Genomic DNA, 16,527 nt, shown 5'->3' on the forward strand with positions numbered 1-16,527 from the left:
GATTGCACCCGGACAATCCCGGGCTTTCAGAGCCTGATCTCTCCGGTACCGATCGCCGCCTCGAGACTGTCGATGACGCCGGCGAGCTTTTCGTCGATGACATCAAGGTACTCCGTCCAGTCGCTCACATGCTTGAGCTCTGCCTTGCCGTCCGAAATGCCGCGAAGCGCGATGAGATGCACACCAAAGGATTGGCAGGCACGCAGCACCGCATAGGTCTCCATCTCCACCATGTCGGCGTCGATGCCGTCATAGGCGGAGCCTGAGACGATGTTGGCGCCGGTCGACAGTCGCGCCTCCTTGACGCCGGGGATCCGCAGCGGCAGCGACACGACGGCCGGAAGATCGAGAAACGGCGTTGCCCCTTTCTCGAAACCGAGCGCCGAGGCGTCCATGTCGCGGTAGCCGACGGATACCGCCTGATAGACTTCGGTCTGCTCGAGCTTGGCGGCACCCGCCGAGCCGAGCGAGACGACCAGTTTCGGAAGATTGCCTTCGGCGGCAAGCCCGGCCAGCGCCTTCGTCAGCGTCACGGCGGCCTCCACCGGACCGACGCCGGTCATCAGCGGTGCGATCCGCGCCTTCAGATGCGGGCCGTATTCGGCATCGACAGCCATCACGTAGAGAACCTTGCGGCCGGCGACGTCTTTCACTGCAAAACTCATCCTTCGACATCCTCGCGTCCGCGGATCACCATCATCGTGCCGGTCATCGAGGCAATCAGCTTGGCCGGCCCGTCCGCGCGGATCGCGTAGCCGCGCCCGTCCGAGACGATGATCGTCGTGCCCGGCTTGGTGACTTCGCCACGAAACAGGAAACGCTCGCCGCGCCCCGGCGACAGGAGGTTGACCTTGAATTCGATCGTCAGGATCGAGGCATCCGGGTCGATGACCGAATAGGCGGCGTAAGTCCCGGCCGAATCGAGTGCGGCAGAAATCACCCCTGCATGCAGGAAGCCATGCTGCTGCGTCAGCTTCTCGTCGAAGGGCAGCTCGATTTCGACCGTGCCCTGCTCAACCAGCGTCAGCTCAGCGCCGATCGTTTCCATCGCCGCCTGCCGCGCGAAGCTCTCCCGGATGCGTCTGCGGAAATCTGGGGGATCGCTATCGTCCATCAGTCTGTACGGCCCTGGTTTCGCGGAAGGCCCAGTGCCCTCCAGATCGATGGACAGTGGCATGGCCGCACCGGTGCGACAAGCTCAATTCATGAGGAAAATCGAGCCGTTGAGCACTGTCGCAAACGCCACCCAAGCGAGATAGGGCAGGAACAGCAGGGTCGAAACGCGGTCCCTGTTCCAGCTTGCGACGATGACGCCGGCAACGGCGATCAACAGCGCGATGATGACGATCAGGGCCGACGAGACGTTCTGCATGCCGAAGAACAGCGGCGACCACAGGAAGTTGAGGATCATCTGCGCCAGCCACAATCGCATTGCCGCGGAGCGGCGATGGTCGAGAAACAGCCGCGCGCCGACAAAGCCGATGATCACGTAGAGGATCGACCAGACCGGGGCGAAGATCCAGTTGGGCGGGTTGAAGGCCGGCTTTGCCAGAGCCTGATACCATTCGCCGGGGATGTTGTTGTAGCCGATGAGGAGCCCGAGACCGAGCACAGTGGCGATGAAGACTGCGTAGACGAGGGTTCTGTTCATGCGCCGACAGATAGGGCGCCCTTCGGCGCTTTCCAGCACCGGCTGACGTTTTGAAGTGACAAGGCGTCACCTATATCTCTGCCATGAAAAGCTTCCGTCGCATCGACATCCGTCCGGCCGGCCCGGACGACATCATGATGATCGCCTCCGTTATCGTCGAAACCTGGCGATCGAGCTTTCGCGGGCTGATTTCCGATGACTTTCTCGATGCGATGAGCATCGAGGAGCAGGCCTTGCGGCACGCGAGGCGCATGCGCGTCGCGGATGTCTTCCACCTGGTTGCTGTCGACATGGGCACAAACCGGGTGATCGGCTTTGCCAACTACGGCAAAGCCCGCTCGATGCCGCCGCGGTTCGATCGCGAGCTTTACGCTCTCTACATCCTCAAGGAGTTCCAGGGGGCGGGCATCGGCTCGGCTCTGGTGCGAAGCGTTGCCGCCCATTGCCGGGAGATGCGCGCGGCGTCGCTGTTTGCCTGGGTGTTGTCAAGCAATCCGAACCGGGCATTCTACGAGCGCCTGGGTGCCGTTGCGGTCGGCCAGGGCCAGGTGAGCCTTGGAGGCGAAAATCACGACCAGACCGCCTATCGATGGGACAATCTGGCAAAGCTCGCCGGCGAGGGTCGGTTTTCGGCCTGACGCCTGCTGTCAGGACCGAGCGAGCCGCACGATATGCTGGTCCCAGGCGACGGGGTTTTGGTGATCCTTGAAGCGGCCGTCATAGGACGACACGGCAAAACCGTGATCGGCGGCGGCGACACCGGCGGCGTCGATCACGCGCTCCTGTTTCAGCACTGCGCCGGTGCCGGCGTCGAGCGTGACGGCAATGCCTCCCTTCGGCGAGGTCAGGCCGATCAGCCCGTCGTTACGGTTGACGGCGATGGCGCCGACATAGTTGGCAAGCGCCGCCGTCGTGCTTTCGGGCAGCGACACGAACGCGAGATCTTCGCCGTGAGAGAAGTGGCCGACAAGCGGCGGCAGGTCGTCGCGCGCGCCTTCGTACTGGCAGGCAAACCAGATCTCCCCCTTCGGGCCGATATCGACATGGCGGGTAGAGAGACGGCTGAGGTCGGCAGGCAGCGTGTGCTTCTGGATCAGGGCGCCGGTCGCGGTGTCGACCAGCGTCAGGCTGGGTTCCATATGGTCCAGATTGAGCTTGGTCCGGCCGAAATCCGGATGGGTCTCGATGCCGCCATTGGCGATGGCGAGCATCCGGCCATCGGCGGAAAGCGTCATGTCGTGCGGGCCGATGCCATAGGTCGGGAATTCGCCGATGCGGGCAAAGGAACGGGTGCCGTCGTAGATGCCGATCATGCCGCGATTGCCGGCAAAGTCGTTCTCGGTGGCGTAGAGCAGGCGGCCGTCGGCGGAAAAGCAGCCATGGCCGTAGAAATGCCGGCCCTCCGCCGCGGCGATGACGATCGGTTCGGCGCTGCCATCGGCCGAAAGGATCATTGCATAGGTGCCCGGGCGGCGGGCGAAGGCGACCGTGCGCTCGCTGGCGGCGGAATAGGCCATGCCGTGGGCGCGGGCGGGCAGCGCCGTGCGCTCGATGATCTCGCCCGCTTCGGTCAGCGTGGCAAGGCCAAAGCTTCCGTCCGGGGCCATGAAGGCCGAGGCAAAGACCGCGTCAGTGCGCTCGAGCGCAAAAGTGCTGCGCGCTCCGAGCGTCGCCACCCAGGCGGCGCCGGCCATCGTGATGAAACTGCGTCGGTCGATCAGACCCGTGGTGGCGCCCATGCCATTCCCGCCTGCCATTCTGTCGGAGCGGCAGCGGAAATCCGCCGCCGGACCTTGTCGCTACGATGTAGCAGATTACGCTTTCAGAGCCAGCCCCGCCGCTTGAAGTAGAGGAAGGGAACGATCGCTGAAAGCACCATCAGCGCCAGGGCGTAAGGGTAGCCGAAGCGCCACTGCAGCTCGGGCATGATCTCGAAGTTCATGCCATAGATCGAGGCGACCAGCGTCGGCGGCAGGAACACGACGGCGGCGACCGAAAAGATCTTGATGATTTGGTTCTGCTCCAGATTGATCAGGCCGAGCGTCGCGTCGAGCAGGAAGTTGATCTTGTTCGACAGGAACAGTGCGTGGTCGCCGAGCGATGTCGCATCGCGCTGGATCAACTTGATCCGCTGCCGGCTTTCCTTTGCCGCCTTGCGCGGACCGATGCCTTCAAGCGCCACGTGATAGGCCACAAGGCGCCCGATGCTGACCAGGCTTTCGCGCACGATCGTCAGAAGGTCGCCCTTCTGGCCGATCTGCTCGATCAGCGACTGCAGGTCGCGCGTCTTCTTGGTGGCGCTGGCATTGGTCTTGCGGAACACGTCACGCGAAATGCCGTCGACCTCGCTGCCGGCCCGCTCCAGCGCGTCGGCGGTGCGGTCGATCATCGCTTCGAGAAGCCCCAGCATTACCAGTTCGCCCGTCTCGCAGGCCTGGCCATTGGCCTTCTGCAACCGGTTGGCATAGGTCTGGAAGGGTTTCGGGTCGGCGTGGCGCACGGTCACAAGCGTGGCGCCCTTGACGATGAAGGTCACGGGAACCTTGACCGGATATTCGCTGTCGAGCTTGGCGACCGCCGTCATGGTCATGAACTGGGCGCCGTCTTCCTGGTAGAGCCGGTCGGACAGCTCGATTTCCTGCATTTCGTCACGGGTCGGGATCTCGACGCCGATTTGGCCCTGGACCAGCCGGGTCTCTTCGACCGACGGGTTGAGGAGGTCGTACCAGATGACAGGCGTCGGCGAGGCAAGGCCGTCGAGCATATCGACGAGCACGAGATGGCTGTTCTGGCTTTTGTAGATGCGCAGCATTTTGGGCTCCATAGGGCGAGTCATCCGACCGCCACGAAGCCCTGATCAATCAGGACCGAGCGGTCGTGAGCATGAAGGCTCGACTTCGACTGTCGGGGTTCATTGCAAGTTGATCCTTGTGGTGAAACGTGCCCGCGAGAGCGGACACGGGGAGCGCTTTGCGCCCAAACAGGGGGATTGTCAACACCTCCAGCGCCATGAGTCTTTTCAGGCGCACAAAGGTCGCTGGAGCACTTTCAATCGCGGCATGTTTCCGTAATCGAACACGATTTACGGAAACATGCCGTCGCCGGAAGGTCGTGGGCTCAGTCGCCGTCGGCAAAGGAGAAGCCGGCGCCAAGGCCGATGGCGCCGCCGAAATCCCTGTTTAGCCGGTCGAGCAGATCGGCGGTGTTGAGGGTCAGAAAATCGAGCTTGGCGCGGCTCTTGTCGTCGGCAATCGCATTGGCGATCGGACCGTCGATTGTCTGCGAGATGCCGATGACGGAATTGAAGACGAAGTTCGCCGATCCGGCGACCGAGCGGCTGTCTTCGGGAAGCAAGCTATCCATGTCTGCCACCTTGAACAGGGTCTTGAGGCCGGCGAAGTTGGCGGCAATCGAGGGCATGGTGTTTTGCGACCGCCAGTAGATCGCCGACTTCGGATGTCCCTTGTCCGGCGTGCCGTCTACCGTTCCGGCATAAAACGGTTTCAGCCGCTGGTCCTTCACCATCTCGACGCCGTGCACGAAAATGCCGAGCAGCTCGGTTGCTGCCTCCTTGCTGTCGCGAAACTCCGGATTTCCCGGGCCGGGCTTCTTCCAGGCGGCCTGGATTCCGTCGGGTTTTTGCCATTCCGCCAGGAACTCGTTGGCAATCGTGTCGAGGTTCTGCGCGATCGCCACGCCGTAGCGGCAGCGGAACTCGCCTTCCTTATTTGAAAGGACCTCGGAACCGTTGCCGTAGAGCACGTATTCCAGTGCGCCCAACCCTTGCGCTGCGACGCTCTTGCCCTTGAGCGACGCAACGTCGGTCGCGGTCTCGTCCTTCTTGGCAAGAATGGCCTGCACCTGCTTCAGGCCCGTGCTCTTGCGGTCGGGGTAGAACAGGAAGCGCTCGAAACGGTTCTGCTCGAGCGCCGGTCCAAGGCGAATGATTTCGACCGTGGACCAGGCCTGCACCAGTTCGGAAAATGCGGCTTGCGCATTCTCCCGCGACGCCGTCGACGGCGTTTTGCAAAGGGCTGTCGACGTCTTCGCCAGAGCCGCGGTCTTGTCCGACAGGTTGCGGTAGCCCGGAATGATGAAGTCGTCGACCGCCTTCGCCATCACCGCCGGCACGGCAGCCTCGTTGACGACGCGCGGGGACAGCGCACTTCCTTCCTGCGCCATCGCGGGCAGGGATAGAGCGGTCAGCGCAAGGCCGAAGGCAAGCGAGGGCATGGGGGACATCAAAGGGACTCCAGAAATGCGATGAGGTCACGGCGGTCGCGCGTGGAAAGGCGGGCGAAGGCGTCGCGGGCAGCCTGCCCTTCGCCGCCGTGCCAGAGGATGGCTTCCGTGAAATTACGGGCGCGGCCGTCGTGAAGCAGATACGTGTGGCTGCTGACGGTTTTCGTCAGACCGGTGCCCCAAAGAGGCGGGGTGCGCCACTCGCTGCCGCTTGCGCTGCCCACGGCCTGGCCATCGGCAAGGCCTTCGCCCATGTCGTGCAGAAGGAAATCGGAATAGGGCCAGATCAGCTGAAACGCCTGGGCCTTGTGGCCGGCATCTCGGCGCGTCACGAATTTCGGCGTATGGCAGGCGGTGCAGCCGATTTCGTAGAAAACCTGCTTGCCGCGCAATGTCTTCGGAAAGCTCGCCTGGCGGCGGGCTGGAACGGCGAGGTTGGCGGTGTAGAATGTCACGAGACCAAGCACCGGATCGGGCGCCTCAACCGTACCAAGGCGTGCCTGCACGCCGGTGGGCATGGCAAGACAGGCGGCCTGCGCCTGGGTGCAGTCACCGTGGCTGCGGTCTGCGTCCGGCGTCGACAGGCCGATGTCGGCAGCGAAGGCATCCGCCGTCTGCTGCCGTATCGTCGGGTTTTGTGCCTTCCAGCCGAAACGGCCGAGCGTGATCTTGCCGGTGCTGCGGTCGCGGGCAAGCGCCGCACGTCCGCTGATGCCGTCGCCGTCACGATCGTCGGGATCGGCGCCCGCCAGGATGTCGGCCTCGTGAATGGCTTCGATCAGCCCGAGACCAATCATCTGCGGTGCCACGCGAGGAGAGAGCGTCGTTGTCGGGTCGAGATCGCCATAACCCAGGTCGGTCACGGTATAGGATGGCTTGCGCAGGAAGACGAGTTCGCCGTCGGCCAATGTCACCGGCAGCTCCGAATAGGTCATCTTCATATGACCTTCCGCGGCAAGTCCCGGAACGGCGCTATCCTGCAACTGAGCACCATAGATGGGATCGGGAAAGTTCGGCAGATCGTAGTTGGCCACCATCTCACGCTCGCGCTCATTAGCTGGCGCGCGCGCCAGTCGGTAGAGCATCGATGTGCCGTCAGGCGAGCCCTCCGGCGGGCGGCCGCGCCCATCGCGCGGATGACAGCTTTCACAGGCCCGGGCATTGTAGAGCGGCCCCAATCCATCCGACGCCTGGGTCGAGGAGGGCGATGACACCCAGAGTTTCTCGAAGAGCGCATCGCCGAGTTTGAAGGCTTCCTCGTCCGAGAAGGCAAGATTGGCGGAAAACAGCGTGAAACTGTCCTGGTCGACGGGGGCGATCGAGGTCCCGGCGCCACCGGACATTGCCTCGTATCGCTCGGCTTTGGAGAAGTCGGTCGTTGGCCGGACGATGGTTTCGACGCGGCTGCGGTCGGATTCGGAAAGATCGTCGCGTGTCCGCGGCAGGTTGGAGGCGTCATCAGACGCTGCAACGGATGTTGCAAGCAGGCAGAGCAGCGCTGCGAGCTGTCGCGACAGGGATTGGACAGTCCGTGCATTCATCGACTGAGGATCGGGCCGCGTTGTTGCGACGCGGCCCGCCTTTTCAACTCATTGGAACACAGCGTTAGGATTATCCAAGCTGTCGGAACCTTCAAGCTCAATTGTTCCAAGATCGAGCGAAGCGATGACGCGCTGCACAGTCTTGGCCTGGGCGATGAGGCCGTCGATCGCAGCCTGGACGGTGGCGTTGCCCTCGGCATTGCCTTCCCCGATCATCTGATCGTAGGCCTCGACGGTTTCGGCGCGCTTGGCCATCGCCTGCATTTTCTCGACGGTGGTGGCCAGATCCTTGGTCATTTCCTTGTCGAGAGCCGCATCCTTGGCGGCAACCAGTTCGGAAAGCGAGGCGCCGGTCAGCTTGGTGCCGTCGACGCGGGTATAGTCGCCGGTATAGGCCGACTGGATGCCGATCGCGTCATGCAGGTGAGAGTTGTGCGTGTTGTCGGAGAAGCAGTCATGCTCTTCTTCCGGATCGTGGAGGAGCAGGCCGAGCTTCATGCGCTCGCCGGCAAGCTCGCCATAGGAGAGCGATCCCATGCCGGTCAGGATGGCGGTAATTCCAGCTTTCGGATCGGCTTCGACGGCCTTGGTCGCGGCACCATCCGGCGTCCAGTTGGCGACCATTTCCTTGAGGTCGGCAACGAGCAGCTCGGAGGCGGCCTTCAGATAGGCCGCACGGCGATCGCAATTGCCACCGGTGCAGGCCTTGGTGTCGTAATCGGTGTAGGGACGGTTGCCGGCGCCAGCCTTGGTGCCGTTCGTGTCCTGACCCCAGAGCAGGAATTCGATGGCGTGATAGCCCGTGGCGACGTTCGCCTCGATGCCGCCTGCTTCCTGGAGGGTGCCCGCCAGCAGTTCCGGTGTGATGTTGGTGGCATCGACGTCCTTGCCGTCGATCTTGATCGTCTTGTTGGCGATCACATTGGCGGTGAACAGGCCGTTCTCGTCGCTTTCGCTGCCGTAGCTCGGGTCGACATAGTCGATCAGGCCTTCGTCCAGCGGCCAGGCGTTGACCTTGCCTTCCCACTCGTCAACGATCGCGTTGCCGAAGCGGTAGACTTCCGTTTCCTGGTAAGGGTTGCGGGCCTTGAGCCAGGCCTCGCGCGCCGCCTTCAGCGTCGCTTCGCTTGGGGTCGCAATCAGCGCGTCGATCGCCTTGTCGAGCGCTTGCGCCGTGATCAGTGCGTCTTCGAACTTGGCATGCGCCACGACGGTGTAGTGCTTGACGACGGCGGCCGCATCGGTAGCGGCCTGTGCCGGCTGCAGGGCCAGCGTCGACGTTGCCGTCATGAGCGCCAGCGCCGCGGCGCGGATGAAATTCTTGGTCATGACCCTCTCCTGTTCTTTTCCCGGCGGGACCGGAACGGACACCGCGGGACGGCGTCATCGCTCGGCAAGGGTCGTCAGAAATCCCCCGCCGACCCGCCGGAGCGTGATTGTCATGAACCAAAACTAAACTGGTGTCAAAGTGTATAGTTTAGAAGGTTTTCAATCTGATGTGCGTGTTTTGACTGTTGTCAAAAGCCATCAGCCCTTGCGCTGCATCAGGCAGAAGAAGAAGCCGTCCGTGCCGGTCGAGGCCGGCGTCAGCGTCACCGTCTTCATGTCGGCGGACCACGGCTGCGGCTTGTCGGTGCCGAACAGTCCGGCCCAGATGTCGGCGGCCGACAGGATCTCGAATTCCGGATTGTCCTCGCAGAAGCCGTAGACCTGTGCCTCGTTCTCCTCGGGAAGGACCGAGCAGGTGACGTAGATCAGGTGTCCGCCCGGCCGCACGAACTGCGCGGCACTTGCCAACGCCTCTTCCTGCTGGGCGATGCGCTCTTCGAGGTTCTTCTGGTTGAGCCGCCATTTGGTGTCGGGGCGACGGCGCCAGGTTCCAGTGCCGGTGCAGGGCGCATCGACGAGAACCCGATCGAAGCGGCCGGCAAGCGGCTCAAGGCTCTCGGTGGATTCGTGCACCTGGACGTTGCGCGTTCCCGCGCGCTTCAGCCGCTCGATGATCGGCGCGAGACGCTTGCGGTCGGTGTCGTAGGCGTGCACCTGGCCCTTGTTGTTCATGGCCGCCGACATGGCGAGCGTCTTGCCGCCGCCGCCGGCGCAATAGTCGAGCACCTGCTCGCCTTCCTGCGGGAAGGCGAGGTCGGCCACGATCTGCGATCCCTCGTCCTGAACTTCGAACCAGCCCTTCTGGAAGGAGAGCTCGGCGGTGACGTTGGGCAGGCGCGAGGCGCCTTCGCCGGCCGGAATGCGAATGCCGTTGCGTGCGATCGTCGCCGCTTCTGCGCCGCTGCGCTCCAGCGCCTTCAGCACCTTGGCGCGCGTCGCCTTCAGCGTATTGGCGCGCAGGTCGAGTGTCGGGCGTCCGGCAAGCGCCTTGGCCTCATCGAGCCAGTCGTCGGAGAAATTCTCCTCGAAGGAGGCCTGCACCCATTCGGGAATATCGCCCTGGATATGGGGAGCGGCGTCCTCGAGACGACGGGTGGCGAAAGCCTTGGTCATGTCGGCCGACGGCATCTCGGGCGCGAACTTGTCGCCATCGAGTTCCGCGGCCAGCTTGTCGGGTGAAAACCCCCACTGGCGGTACATCACCGCGTGGCCGAGAGCGGCTGCGCTGTCACTGTCCATCAGGTAGGCATGGGAGAGCTTCATGCGAAGCGCGTCATAGACGATGTTGCCGATCGCCGATCGATCGCCGGAGCCGGCGAACCGATGGGAAAGGCCCCAGTCCTTGAGTGCGTCGGCGACCGGGCGCTTCCGCTTTTCGATATCCTCAAGAACCTCAATGGCTCCAGCGAGCCTGCCGCCCAATCGCATCTTCGATGAACTCCTTTTTCGCCGTGGTAGCGGCGATGGCATCGAAGAGCAAGACGCTGCTAAATATTAAACGCGGGGAACGGTCTTTCTCAAAGCAGAACCACCCGCATCAGAATGCCGGGCGGAAGTCTCCTGCGATCAGGAATTGACGACGCGATAACAGATGCTGGCGTGGCCGGAGCTGATCATGCCGATCTGCGAGGCGGCTGCTTTGGAAAGATCGATCACACGGCCACGGATGAACGGCCCACGATCGTTGATGCGAACGATTACACTCTTGCCGTTGCGCTTGTTGGTAACCTGCACCTTGGTGCCGAATTTCAGACTGCGATGGGCTGCGGTGAGGCGGGCGGCGTTCATGCGTTCGCCGGAAGCCGTCTTGGAGGTCAGCGCATACCAGGAGGCGCCACCACAGCCGGCGCCTGCTGCCTGGCTATCGGAAACGGAAACGAGGCCGATCCCGGCGGTGAACAGCGCTGCCGCAGCAACAGTCTTGATTTTCGCTGGCGTCAAACTGGCGACCCTCGGTTAGAGCCTTTGGGCGGTGGCTCTTGGTTAACTCTTTCGAAGATCGCTAATTGGGGCGAAAAATGGCGAAAACGTGCTTCAACCATTTACGTTCTATTAGGATTTATTGAAAAAGGACGAAAATTAAAAATCGAAGATTGTTTGAAATAGTTTAAGCGATGCCCGGAAGTTCTTTGGAATCAGCGGTTGAACATCAATGGCGGCACGCGCGCGTGCCGAGATCTTGGCCTCGCGATAAAAATCATTAAAAATTTCGTTTTGAACGAAATGTCCGGATCCGGATGGTTCAAAATGCCATACTATCGCCAAGGTTGCATACAATTCGCAAAGTATAGAATGAATATCTCACGAGGGTCACAATTGAGCCCCCCGTGAGATCGCCAATACTAACGTTCATGCAATAGGCAATGTTCCATTGCGAGAGGGATATGTTGACCCTTTCGCGCAGCAATTGTTCACTGGCCGCGCCAGCTGTCTGTCTGCCACAATTGCGCAAGTGACACGCGATAGTCGGGATAGGAAAATTCGAAGCCGGTTTCCCGTATGCGTGCATTTGAGACGCGCTTGTTCTCGCCATAGAAGGAGCGAGCCATCGGCGAAAGCTCGGCGGTTTCGAACGGCATCTCGGGTGGCGGCTCGACGCCCATCAGTCGTGCGGCCTCGGCAACGATGTCCTGCGGCGGTGCCGGTTCGTTGTCGGTGATGTTGAAGATCCCGCCTTGCAGCCGTTCTGAGAGGTAGGACGTGGCGGCGCCGATATCTTCGACACGGATGCGGTTGAACACCTGGCCGGGCTTGATCAGCCTTCGGGCCGTGCCATTGGCAAGATTGCAGAAGGCATTGCGACCCGGGCCGTAAATGCCGGAAAGCCTGAGCACGGCGACGGGAATATCGTGCTTTGCGCCAAAAGCGCGCCAGGCGTCTTCCGCCTCGACCCTCTCGACCGAACGCGCCGAGACCGGCTTCGACAGCATGTCTTCCGTCACCCACCCGCCGCCATGGTCGCCATAGACGCCGACGGTCGAGAGGTACCCGATCCAGCGAAGAGCAGGGGCAAGCTCGGCAAGGTCGGCGCTGCCGGATCGGAACATCGGGTCGCCGTCGCGGCCGGGGGCGATCGACTGGATGAGATGGGTCGTCTGCCGCAGGGCGGCTGCCAGTTCGTCTGAGACCGTGTCGCCGTCAAAGACGATGGGGCGGATGCCTGCCTTTTCGAGCTTCGCGGCCTTTTCCGCGCTGCGGGTCGTACCAGTGACGCTGTCGGCCTTGCCGGCCAGTGCGCGGGCGATCGCCATGCCGGAATAGCCGGCGCCAAGAACTAGGACATGCATCGGCTCACTCCTGCCATTTGCCATTCGGACAACACTTCCTCGTCGCTTTCCGCGCCGCACTGCCGCTCATACGCCGCAAGCGCGTCGGGCGAAATCAACCGCGACAGAGCCCATACCGCCATCGCCCTCACCACCGGCGAGGCATCGCCGGTCAGCGTCTGGCAGGCGTCCACGAGGCTCTCATCGCCGGAATTGCCTGCTGCGATCAAGACATTTCTGACGAAGCGATCACGCCCTATGCGCTTGACCGGCGAGCCCGAAAAGAAGGTTCTGAACGTCGGGTCGTCGAGGGTCAAAAGAAAGGCGAGCGACGGCGCCTTCAGGTCGTCTCGCGCCTTGAGCTTCATCTCGGATGCCGTTTGCGCGAACTTGTTCCAGGGGCAGGCGGCAAGACAGTCGTCGCAGCCATAGATGCGATTGCCGATCAGCGGACGCAGCGCCGGGTCGATCGGCCCCTTGTGCTCGATCGTCAGGTAGGAAATGCAGCGCCGCGCGTCGATCCGGTAGGGGGCCGGGAAGGCTGCGGTCGGGCAGGCGTCGACACAGGCGCGGCAGGAGCCGCAATGGTCGCGCTCGGCTGTGTCGAAGGCAAGGTCTGCCGTGGTGAACAGGCTGCCGAGAAACAGCCAGGAGCCGAATTCGCGGCTGACGAGATTGGTGTGCTTGCCCTGCCAGCCGAGGCCCGCTTTCTCGGCGAGCGGCTTTTCCATCACCGGCGCCGTGTCGACGAACACTTTCACGTCCTCGCCGGCGCGCGCGGCAAAGCGGGTCGCGACCTCTTTCAGCCGGCCCTTGATGATGTCGTGATAGTCGCGGTTCTGGGCATAGACCGAAATTGCGCCACGATCCGGCTGGTCGAGGATGCCCCGCGGGTCTTCCTCGGGGCCGTAGTTCATGCCGAACATGACGACCGAGCGCACGTCGCTCCAAAGGGTGCGCGGATCGGAGCGGCGCTCCGCCGTTTCGGCGAGCCACTCCATCGTGCCATGGAAGCCTTCGTCGAGGAAATCTGCGAGCCGCGCCGGCGCCTCCGGTATGGCATCGGGCCGTGTGATGCGACAGACGTCAAACCCCTTTTCGGCCGCCTCGGCCTTCAGGAAGTCCGTCAGCTTCTGCCGCCGTCGCTCCTGGTTCTCAGCCTTGGCAGCACTGCCGGGCACGGCTTGATCCTCAGAAGTCGAGATCCGCATAGTGCGGAACCGGTGTGACGCCGCGCACGCGCTCGGAAAGCAATGGGCGGAACGAGGGGCGGGACTTCAGCCGCTGGTACCATTCCTTGGCGGTCGGCGCGTCCGACCAGTCGATCTCGCCGAGATAATCGAGCACCGAAACGGTCGCGGCAGCCGCAAGGTCGGCATAGGAGATCCGGTCTCCGGCAAGCCAGGGCCGCGAGCCCGCGAGCCACGACAGATACTTCATGTGCTGGCGGATATTGGCGCGCGAGGTGCGCAGCACCTTGCTGTCAGGCGCGCCGCCGCCCTGATCCGGCGTCATCTGCAGCTTGTAGATACGCTCGCGCACCAGCGGCCGCGTCACGTCGGCTTCCATCTTGTGCAGGAACCATTCGGCGAGGCGCCGGATTTCCGCGCGCTGGAACGGGTCCTCGGCGAGGAGCCGCCGATCTCGTTTCATGATGCCGTTCGTCTCGTCGAGATATTCCGAGATGATCGTGGCGCCACAGAGCGCCCTCATACTGTCGTCAACATAGACCGGTAACGTTCCCGCCGGGTTGAGCGTCAGAAAGTCCCGCCGGTTTTCCCACGGCTGTTCCTCGGTCAATTCCGTCTGGTAGCCGTATTCCGAAAGGATCAGGCGCACGAACCGCGAAGCGGATGACATGGGGTGATGGTACAGTGTCGGCATCGATGATCTGGCTTCTTATGGTCTTTTTTCAGGGGACGTCCACGTGGCGGCGCATGCGTCTGGCCACGGCTCATCAGAAAAAGCTATAGGAACTTGTGGTGGCAAACACAAGCGAATCAGCCTTTTCCTCCCACTCCAAAACTTGTCAGGAAATTCTTATATATGGCGGATCAATCGATCATCAGCGCGCTCGTCCTCGGCCTCATCGAGGGGCTCACGGAGTTCATTCCGGTGTCTTCGACGGCGCATGTGCTCCTTGCCGGGCATTTCCTCGGGTTCAGATCGCCGGGCAACACCTTCGCCGTTCTGATACAGCTCGGCGCCATCCTGGCGATCCTGCTCGTCTATTTCCAGAGGCTCCTGTCGATCGCGCTGGCGTTGCCGACGAGCGTCAAGGCCCGCCGCTTCGTCGTGTCGGTGCTGCTCGCCTTCCTGCCGGCCGCCGTCATCGGCGCGATCGCTCATGACTTCATTAAGACCGTGCTGTTCGAAACGCCGGTGCTGATCTGCCTCGTGCTCATCGTCGGTGGCTTCATCCTTCTGGCGATCGATCGCCTGCCGCTGACGCCGCGCTACACCGACGTCATGGAATACCCGCCGTCGCTGGCGCTGAAGATCGGTCTGTTCCAGTGCCTGGCGATGATCCCGGGCACGTCCCGCTCGGGCGCGACCATTGCCGGTGCATTGCTGATGGGAACGGACAAGCGGTCGGCGGCGGAGTTTTCGTTCTTCCTCGCCATGCCGACGATGCTCGGCGCTTTCACGCTCGACCTCTACAAGAACCGCGATGCGCTGTCGTTCGACGATTTCACCGTGATCGCCGTCGGTTTCGTCGCAGCCTTCGTCGCCGGCATCTTCGTCGTCCGCTCGCTGCTCGACTTCGTCTCGCGTCGCGGCTTCACGCCCTTTGCGATCTGGCGCATCGTCGTCGGCACGGCCGGTCTCGTCGGCCTCTGGATGCTTGGCTGATCCGAAGGCACCGAGCGTCATGTTTGACGCGCGCTGCCGTAACAAAACAAAACCGCGTGCGTTTCAGATGAAACGCACGCGGTCCCTGGCCCCCGCCAATAACTCAAAGCTTTTCGCCCGGTGGGCGCCGGCTTACCTGCCGGAAAGGTCGATCGACGCCGTCGTGCACGGGTCGACGCCATAGGCCGGCGTGCATCCCTTGCGGCTGCTCGCGACCGTATTCGGCGCGATGAATGAGCCAGCCAGAATGATCAGTGCCGCACACGCAAAAAAGATTGCGATCGACTTGCCCATGGACGCTATGCCTTTCGAGAGTGATGTTGCCGCCGCCGAGACTGAACCTTGCGATCGGGGCGCGGGGCGGTTTTTATGCGTTGGATATGTCTTGATCAATATCAGGACATGTTGAATCTGCGGTAAATGCCATTCGCTTTTGTGACTGCGGCAGAACTGCAACGCTGTTGCCTGAACGACACAACAAAAAACGCCGCCGGCAAGGCCGGCGGCGCTCGAAAAGACTTTGCGGTGCGGCTGGTTCAGGCGGCGCGGCCGCTGCGCGTATACTGGCCTTGCGGGCGATAGCGCACGAGATAGGTCGACAGGATCGATTCCAGCATCGTGGGCGTGATGCCGATGCCGCGAAGCGTGCGGCCCTCGGACTCGGCCTTGGCGGAGACGATATTGTCTGATTTCAGCAACACCACCTGGTCGGGCGTCACCGGCGGCGCGATGAAGGGGATCATCGACGCGATGCTGCCCATCAGCGAGGCGATGCTGAAGGGCACCGAGATCAGCGGGCGCTTGCGGTCGATCGTCTGCAGCATGATCTCCAGACATTCGCGGAAGGTCAGAACGTCAGGTCCGCCGAGTTCGTAGATCGTCCCGGCCGACAGCTTGCCTTCGACGGAGCGGGCAACGGCTTCGGCGACGTCGGTGACATAAACCGGCTGGAACTTGGTATTGCCGCCGCCGATCAGCGGCAGCGCCGGTGCGAACCGGGCCATCTGGGCGAACTTGTTGAAGAAGCCGTCTTCCGGTCCGAAGATGATCGACGGGCGCAGGATGATCGCATCCGGCAGCGTTTCGCGGATGGCGGCTTCGGCGCGCCCCTTGGTGCGGGCATAGCTCGATTCCGACTTGGCATCGGCGCCGATCGCCGAGATGTGCGTCAGCTTCGCGCCGACGTTGCGGGCAGCTTCGGCAACCGCCCGGGCGCCGAAATCCTGCACGGCGTCGAAGGTGTTGCGACCGCTCTCGAACAGCACGCCAACGCAGTTGATGACGTGGTCGGAGCCCTCGACGGCGCGGTCGACCGACTTGCGATAACGCAGGTTGGCCTGGACGAAGGAGATCTGGCCGACATTGCCGAGCGGCTGCAGGTGGCCTGCAAGATCAGGACGGCGAACGGCGACGCGGATGCGATAGCCGCGCTTGGCAAGCGCACGCACGACATGACGGCCGACGAACCCGGATCCGCCGAAAATCGTCACCAGCGGCGGAAGGTTGGACAAGGTCATGGGAAACGCACTCCTGATCTCATTTGGAAGAATTATCTGCTACATAGCCCAACAGCCGCGAGAGGTGA

At 62.6% G+C, this 16,527-nt stretch carries 17 protein-coding genes; 2 read left to right on the forward strand and 15 right to left on the reverse strand.

Annotated features, from left to right (window positions below; translation table 11 throughout):
- Positions 1-26: 26 nt before the first annotated feature.
- The 3 genes from HT585_RS01160 to HT585_RS01170 form a co-directional block, all read right to left on the reverse strand.
- Positions 27-665 carry a 5'-methylthioadenosine/S-adenosylhomocysteine nucleosidase gene (locus HT585_RS01160; RefSeq protein ID WP_176351252.1) on the reverse strand — a complete coding sequence of 213 codons (639 nt, stop codon included), beginning with the start codon at positions 663-665 and terminating at the stop codon, positions 27-29.
- Positions 662-1,114, reverse strand: coding sequence for a PaaI family thioesterase (locus tag HT585_RS01165; protein WP_176351253.1), 453 nt, complete (start codon positions 1,112-1,114; stop codon positions 662-664). The genes HT585_RS01160 and HT585_RS01165 overlap by 4 nt, the downstream gene beginning before the upstream one ends.
- Positions 1,115-1,198: 84 nt before the next feature.
- Entirely contained in the window at positions 1,199-1,651 is a 453-nt protein-coding gene (locus HT585_RS01170; protein ID WP_176351254.1) for a TspO/MBR family protein, read from the reverse strand.
- 83 nt (positions 1,652-1,734) lie between these two features.
- Between HT585_RS01170 and HT585_RS01175 the strand changes: the two genes are divergently transcribed.
- Entirely contained in the window at positions 1,735-2,289 is a 555-nt protein-coding gene (locus HT585_RS01175) for a GNAT family N-acetyltransferase (protein WP_176351255.1), read from the forward strand.
- 9 nt (positions 2,290-2,298) lie between these two features.
- On the opposite strand, the gene HT585_RS01180 is transcribed toward HT585_RS01175, so the two are convergent.
- The 10 genes from HT585_RS01180 to HT585_RS01225 form a co-directional block, all read right to left on the reverse strand.
- A complete protein-coding gene (locus tag HT585_RS01180; RefSeq protein ID WP_176351256.1) occupies positions 2,299-3,390 on the reverse strand; it encodes a DUF1513 domain-containing protein in 1,092 nt (363 codons plus the stop codon).
- Positions 3,391-3,473: 83 nt separating this feature from the next.
- A complete protein-coding gene (locus HT585_RS01185; protein ID WP_176351257.1) occupies positions 3,474-4,463 on the reverse strand; it encodes a magnesium transporter CorA family protein in 990 nt (329 codons plus the stop codon).
- A 305-nt stretch (positions 4,464-4,768) separates the two neighbouring features.
- The gene (locus HT585_RS01190) at positions 4,769-5,896 is read right to left on the reverse strand and encodes an imelysin family protein (RefSeq protein WP_425513710.1); all 1,128 of its coding nucleotides are present in this window, start codon (positions 5,894-5,896) and stop codon (positions 4,769-4,771) included.
- Positions 5,893-7,434, reverse strand: coding sequence for a di-heme oxidoreductase family protein (locus HT585_RS01195; protein ID WP_176351259.1), 1,542 nt, complete (start codon positions 7,432-7,434; stop codon positions 5,893-5,895). The genes HT585_RS01190 and HT585_RS01195 overlap by 4 nt, the downstream gene beginning before the upstream one ends.
- 48 nt (positions 7,435-7,482) lie before the next feature.
- Positions 7,483-8,763 carry an imelysin family protein gene (locus tag HT585_RS01200; RefSeq protein ID WP_176351260.1) on the reverse strand — a complete coding sequence of 427 codons (1,281 nt, stop codon included), beginning with the start codon at positions 8,761-8,763 and terminating at the stop codon, positions 7,483-7,485.
- Positions 8,764-8,961: 198 nt separating this feature from the next.
- Entirely contained in the window at positions 8,962-10,251 is a 1,290-nt protein-coding gene (locus HT585_RS01205; RefSeq protein ID WP_176351261.1) for an RsmB/NOP family class I SAM-dependent RNA methyltransferase, read from the reverse strand.
- Between the two features lie 138 nt (positions 10,252-10,389).
- Complete coding sequence (locus tag HT585_RS01210) at positions 10,390-10,764, reverse strand: septal ring lytic transglycosylase RlpA family protein (protein WP_077503071.1); 375 nt, start codon at positions 10,762-10,764, stop codon at positions 10,390-10,392.
- A 470-nt stretch (positions 10,765-11,234) separates the two neighbouring features.
- Positions 11,235-12,110 (reverse strand): SDR family oxidoreductase, encoded by an 876-nt coding sequence (locus HT585_RS01215; protein WP_176351262.1) that lies wholly within the window; start codon positions 12,108-12,110, stop codon positions 11,235-11,237.
- The gene (gene queG / locus HT585_RS01220) at positions 12,098-13,270 is read right to left on the reverse strand and encodes a tRNA epoxyqueuosine(34) reductase QueG (protein ID WP_343213886.1); all 1,173 of its coding nucleotides are present in this window, start codon (positions 13,268-13,270) and stop codon (positions 12,098-12,100) included. Before queG ends, HT585_RS01215 begins: the two co-directional genes overlap by 13 nt.
- 10 nt (positions 13,271-13,280) lie before the next feature.
- A complete protein-coding gene (locus HT585_RS01225; RefSeq protein ID WP_173418737.1) occupies positions 13,281-13,973 on the reverse strand; it encodes a glutathione S-transferase family protein in 693 nt (230 codons plus the stop codon).
- A 162-nt stretch (positions 13,974-14,135) separates the two neighbouring features.
- Here HT585_RS01225 and HT585_RS01230 point away from each other — a divergent pair, with 162 nt between their 5' ends.
- Complete coding sequence (locus tag HT585_RS01230) at positions 14,136-14,942, forward strand: undecaprenyl-diphosphate phosphatase (RefSeq protein ID WP_176351264.1); 807 nt, start codon at positions 14,136-14,138, stop codon at positions 14,940-14,942.
- A gap of 132 nt (positions 14,943-15,074) precedes the next feature.
- Here HT585_RS01230 and HT585_RS01235 read toward each other — a convergent pair whose 3' ends face one another.
- Both HT585_RS01235 and HT585_RS01240 read right to left on the reverse strand, forming a co-directional pair.
- Positions 15,075-15,236, reverse strand: a complete 162-nt coding sequence (locus HT585_RS01235) for a hypothetical protein (protein ID WP_176351265.1) — start codon at positions 15,234-15,236, stop codon at positions 15,075-15,077.
- 242 nt (positions 15,237-15,478) lie between these two features.
- Positions 15,479-16,459: a complex I NDUFA9 subunit family protein gene (locus tag HT585_RS01240; protein ID WP_176351266.1), complete on the reverse strand. Its 981-nt coding sequence runs from the start codon at positions 16,457-16,459 to the stop codon at positions 15,479-15,481.
- Between the last annotated feature and the right edge of the window lie 68 nt (positions 16,460-16,527).

The organism is Ensifer oleiphilus, assembly GCF_013371465.1.
Taxonomy (GTDB): Bacteria; Pseudomonadota; Alphaproteobacteria; order Rhizobiales; family Rhizobiaceae; genus Ensifer; species Ensifer oleiphilus.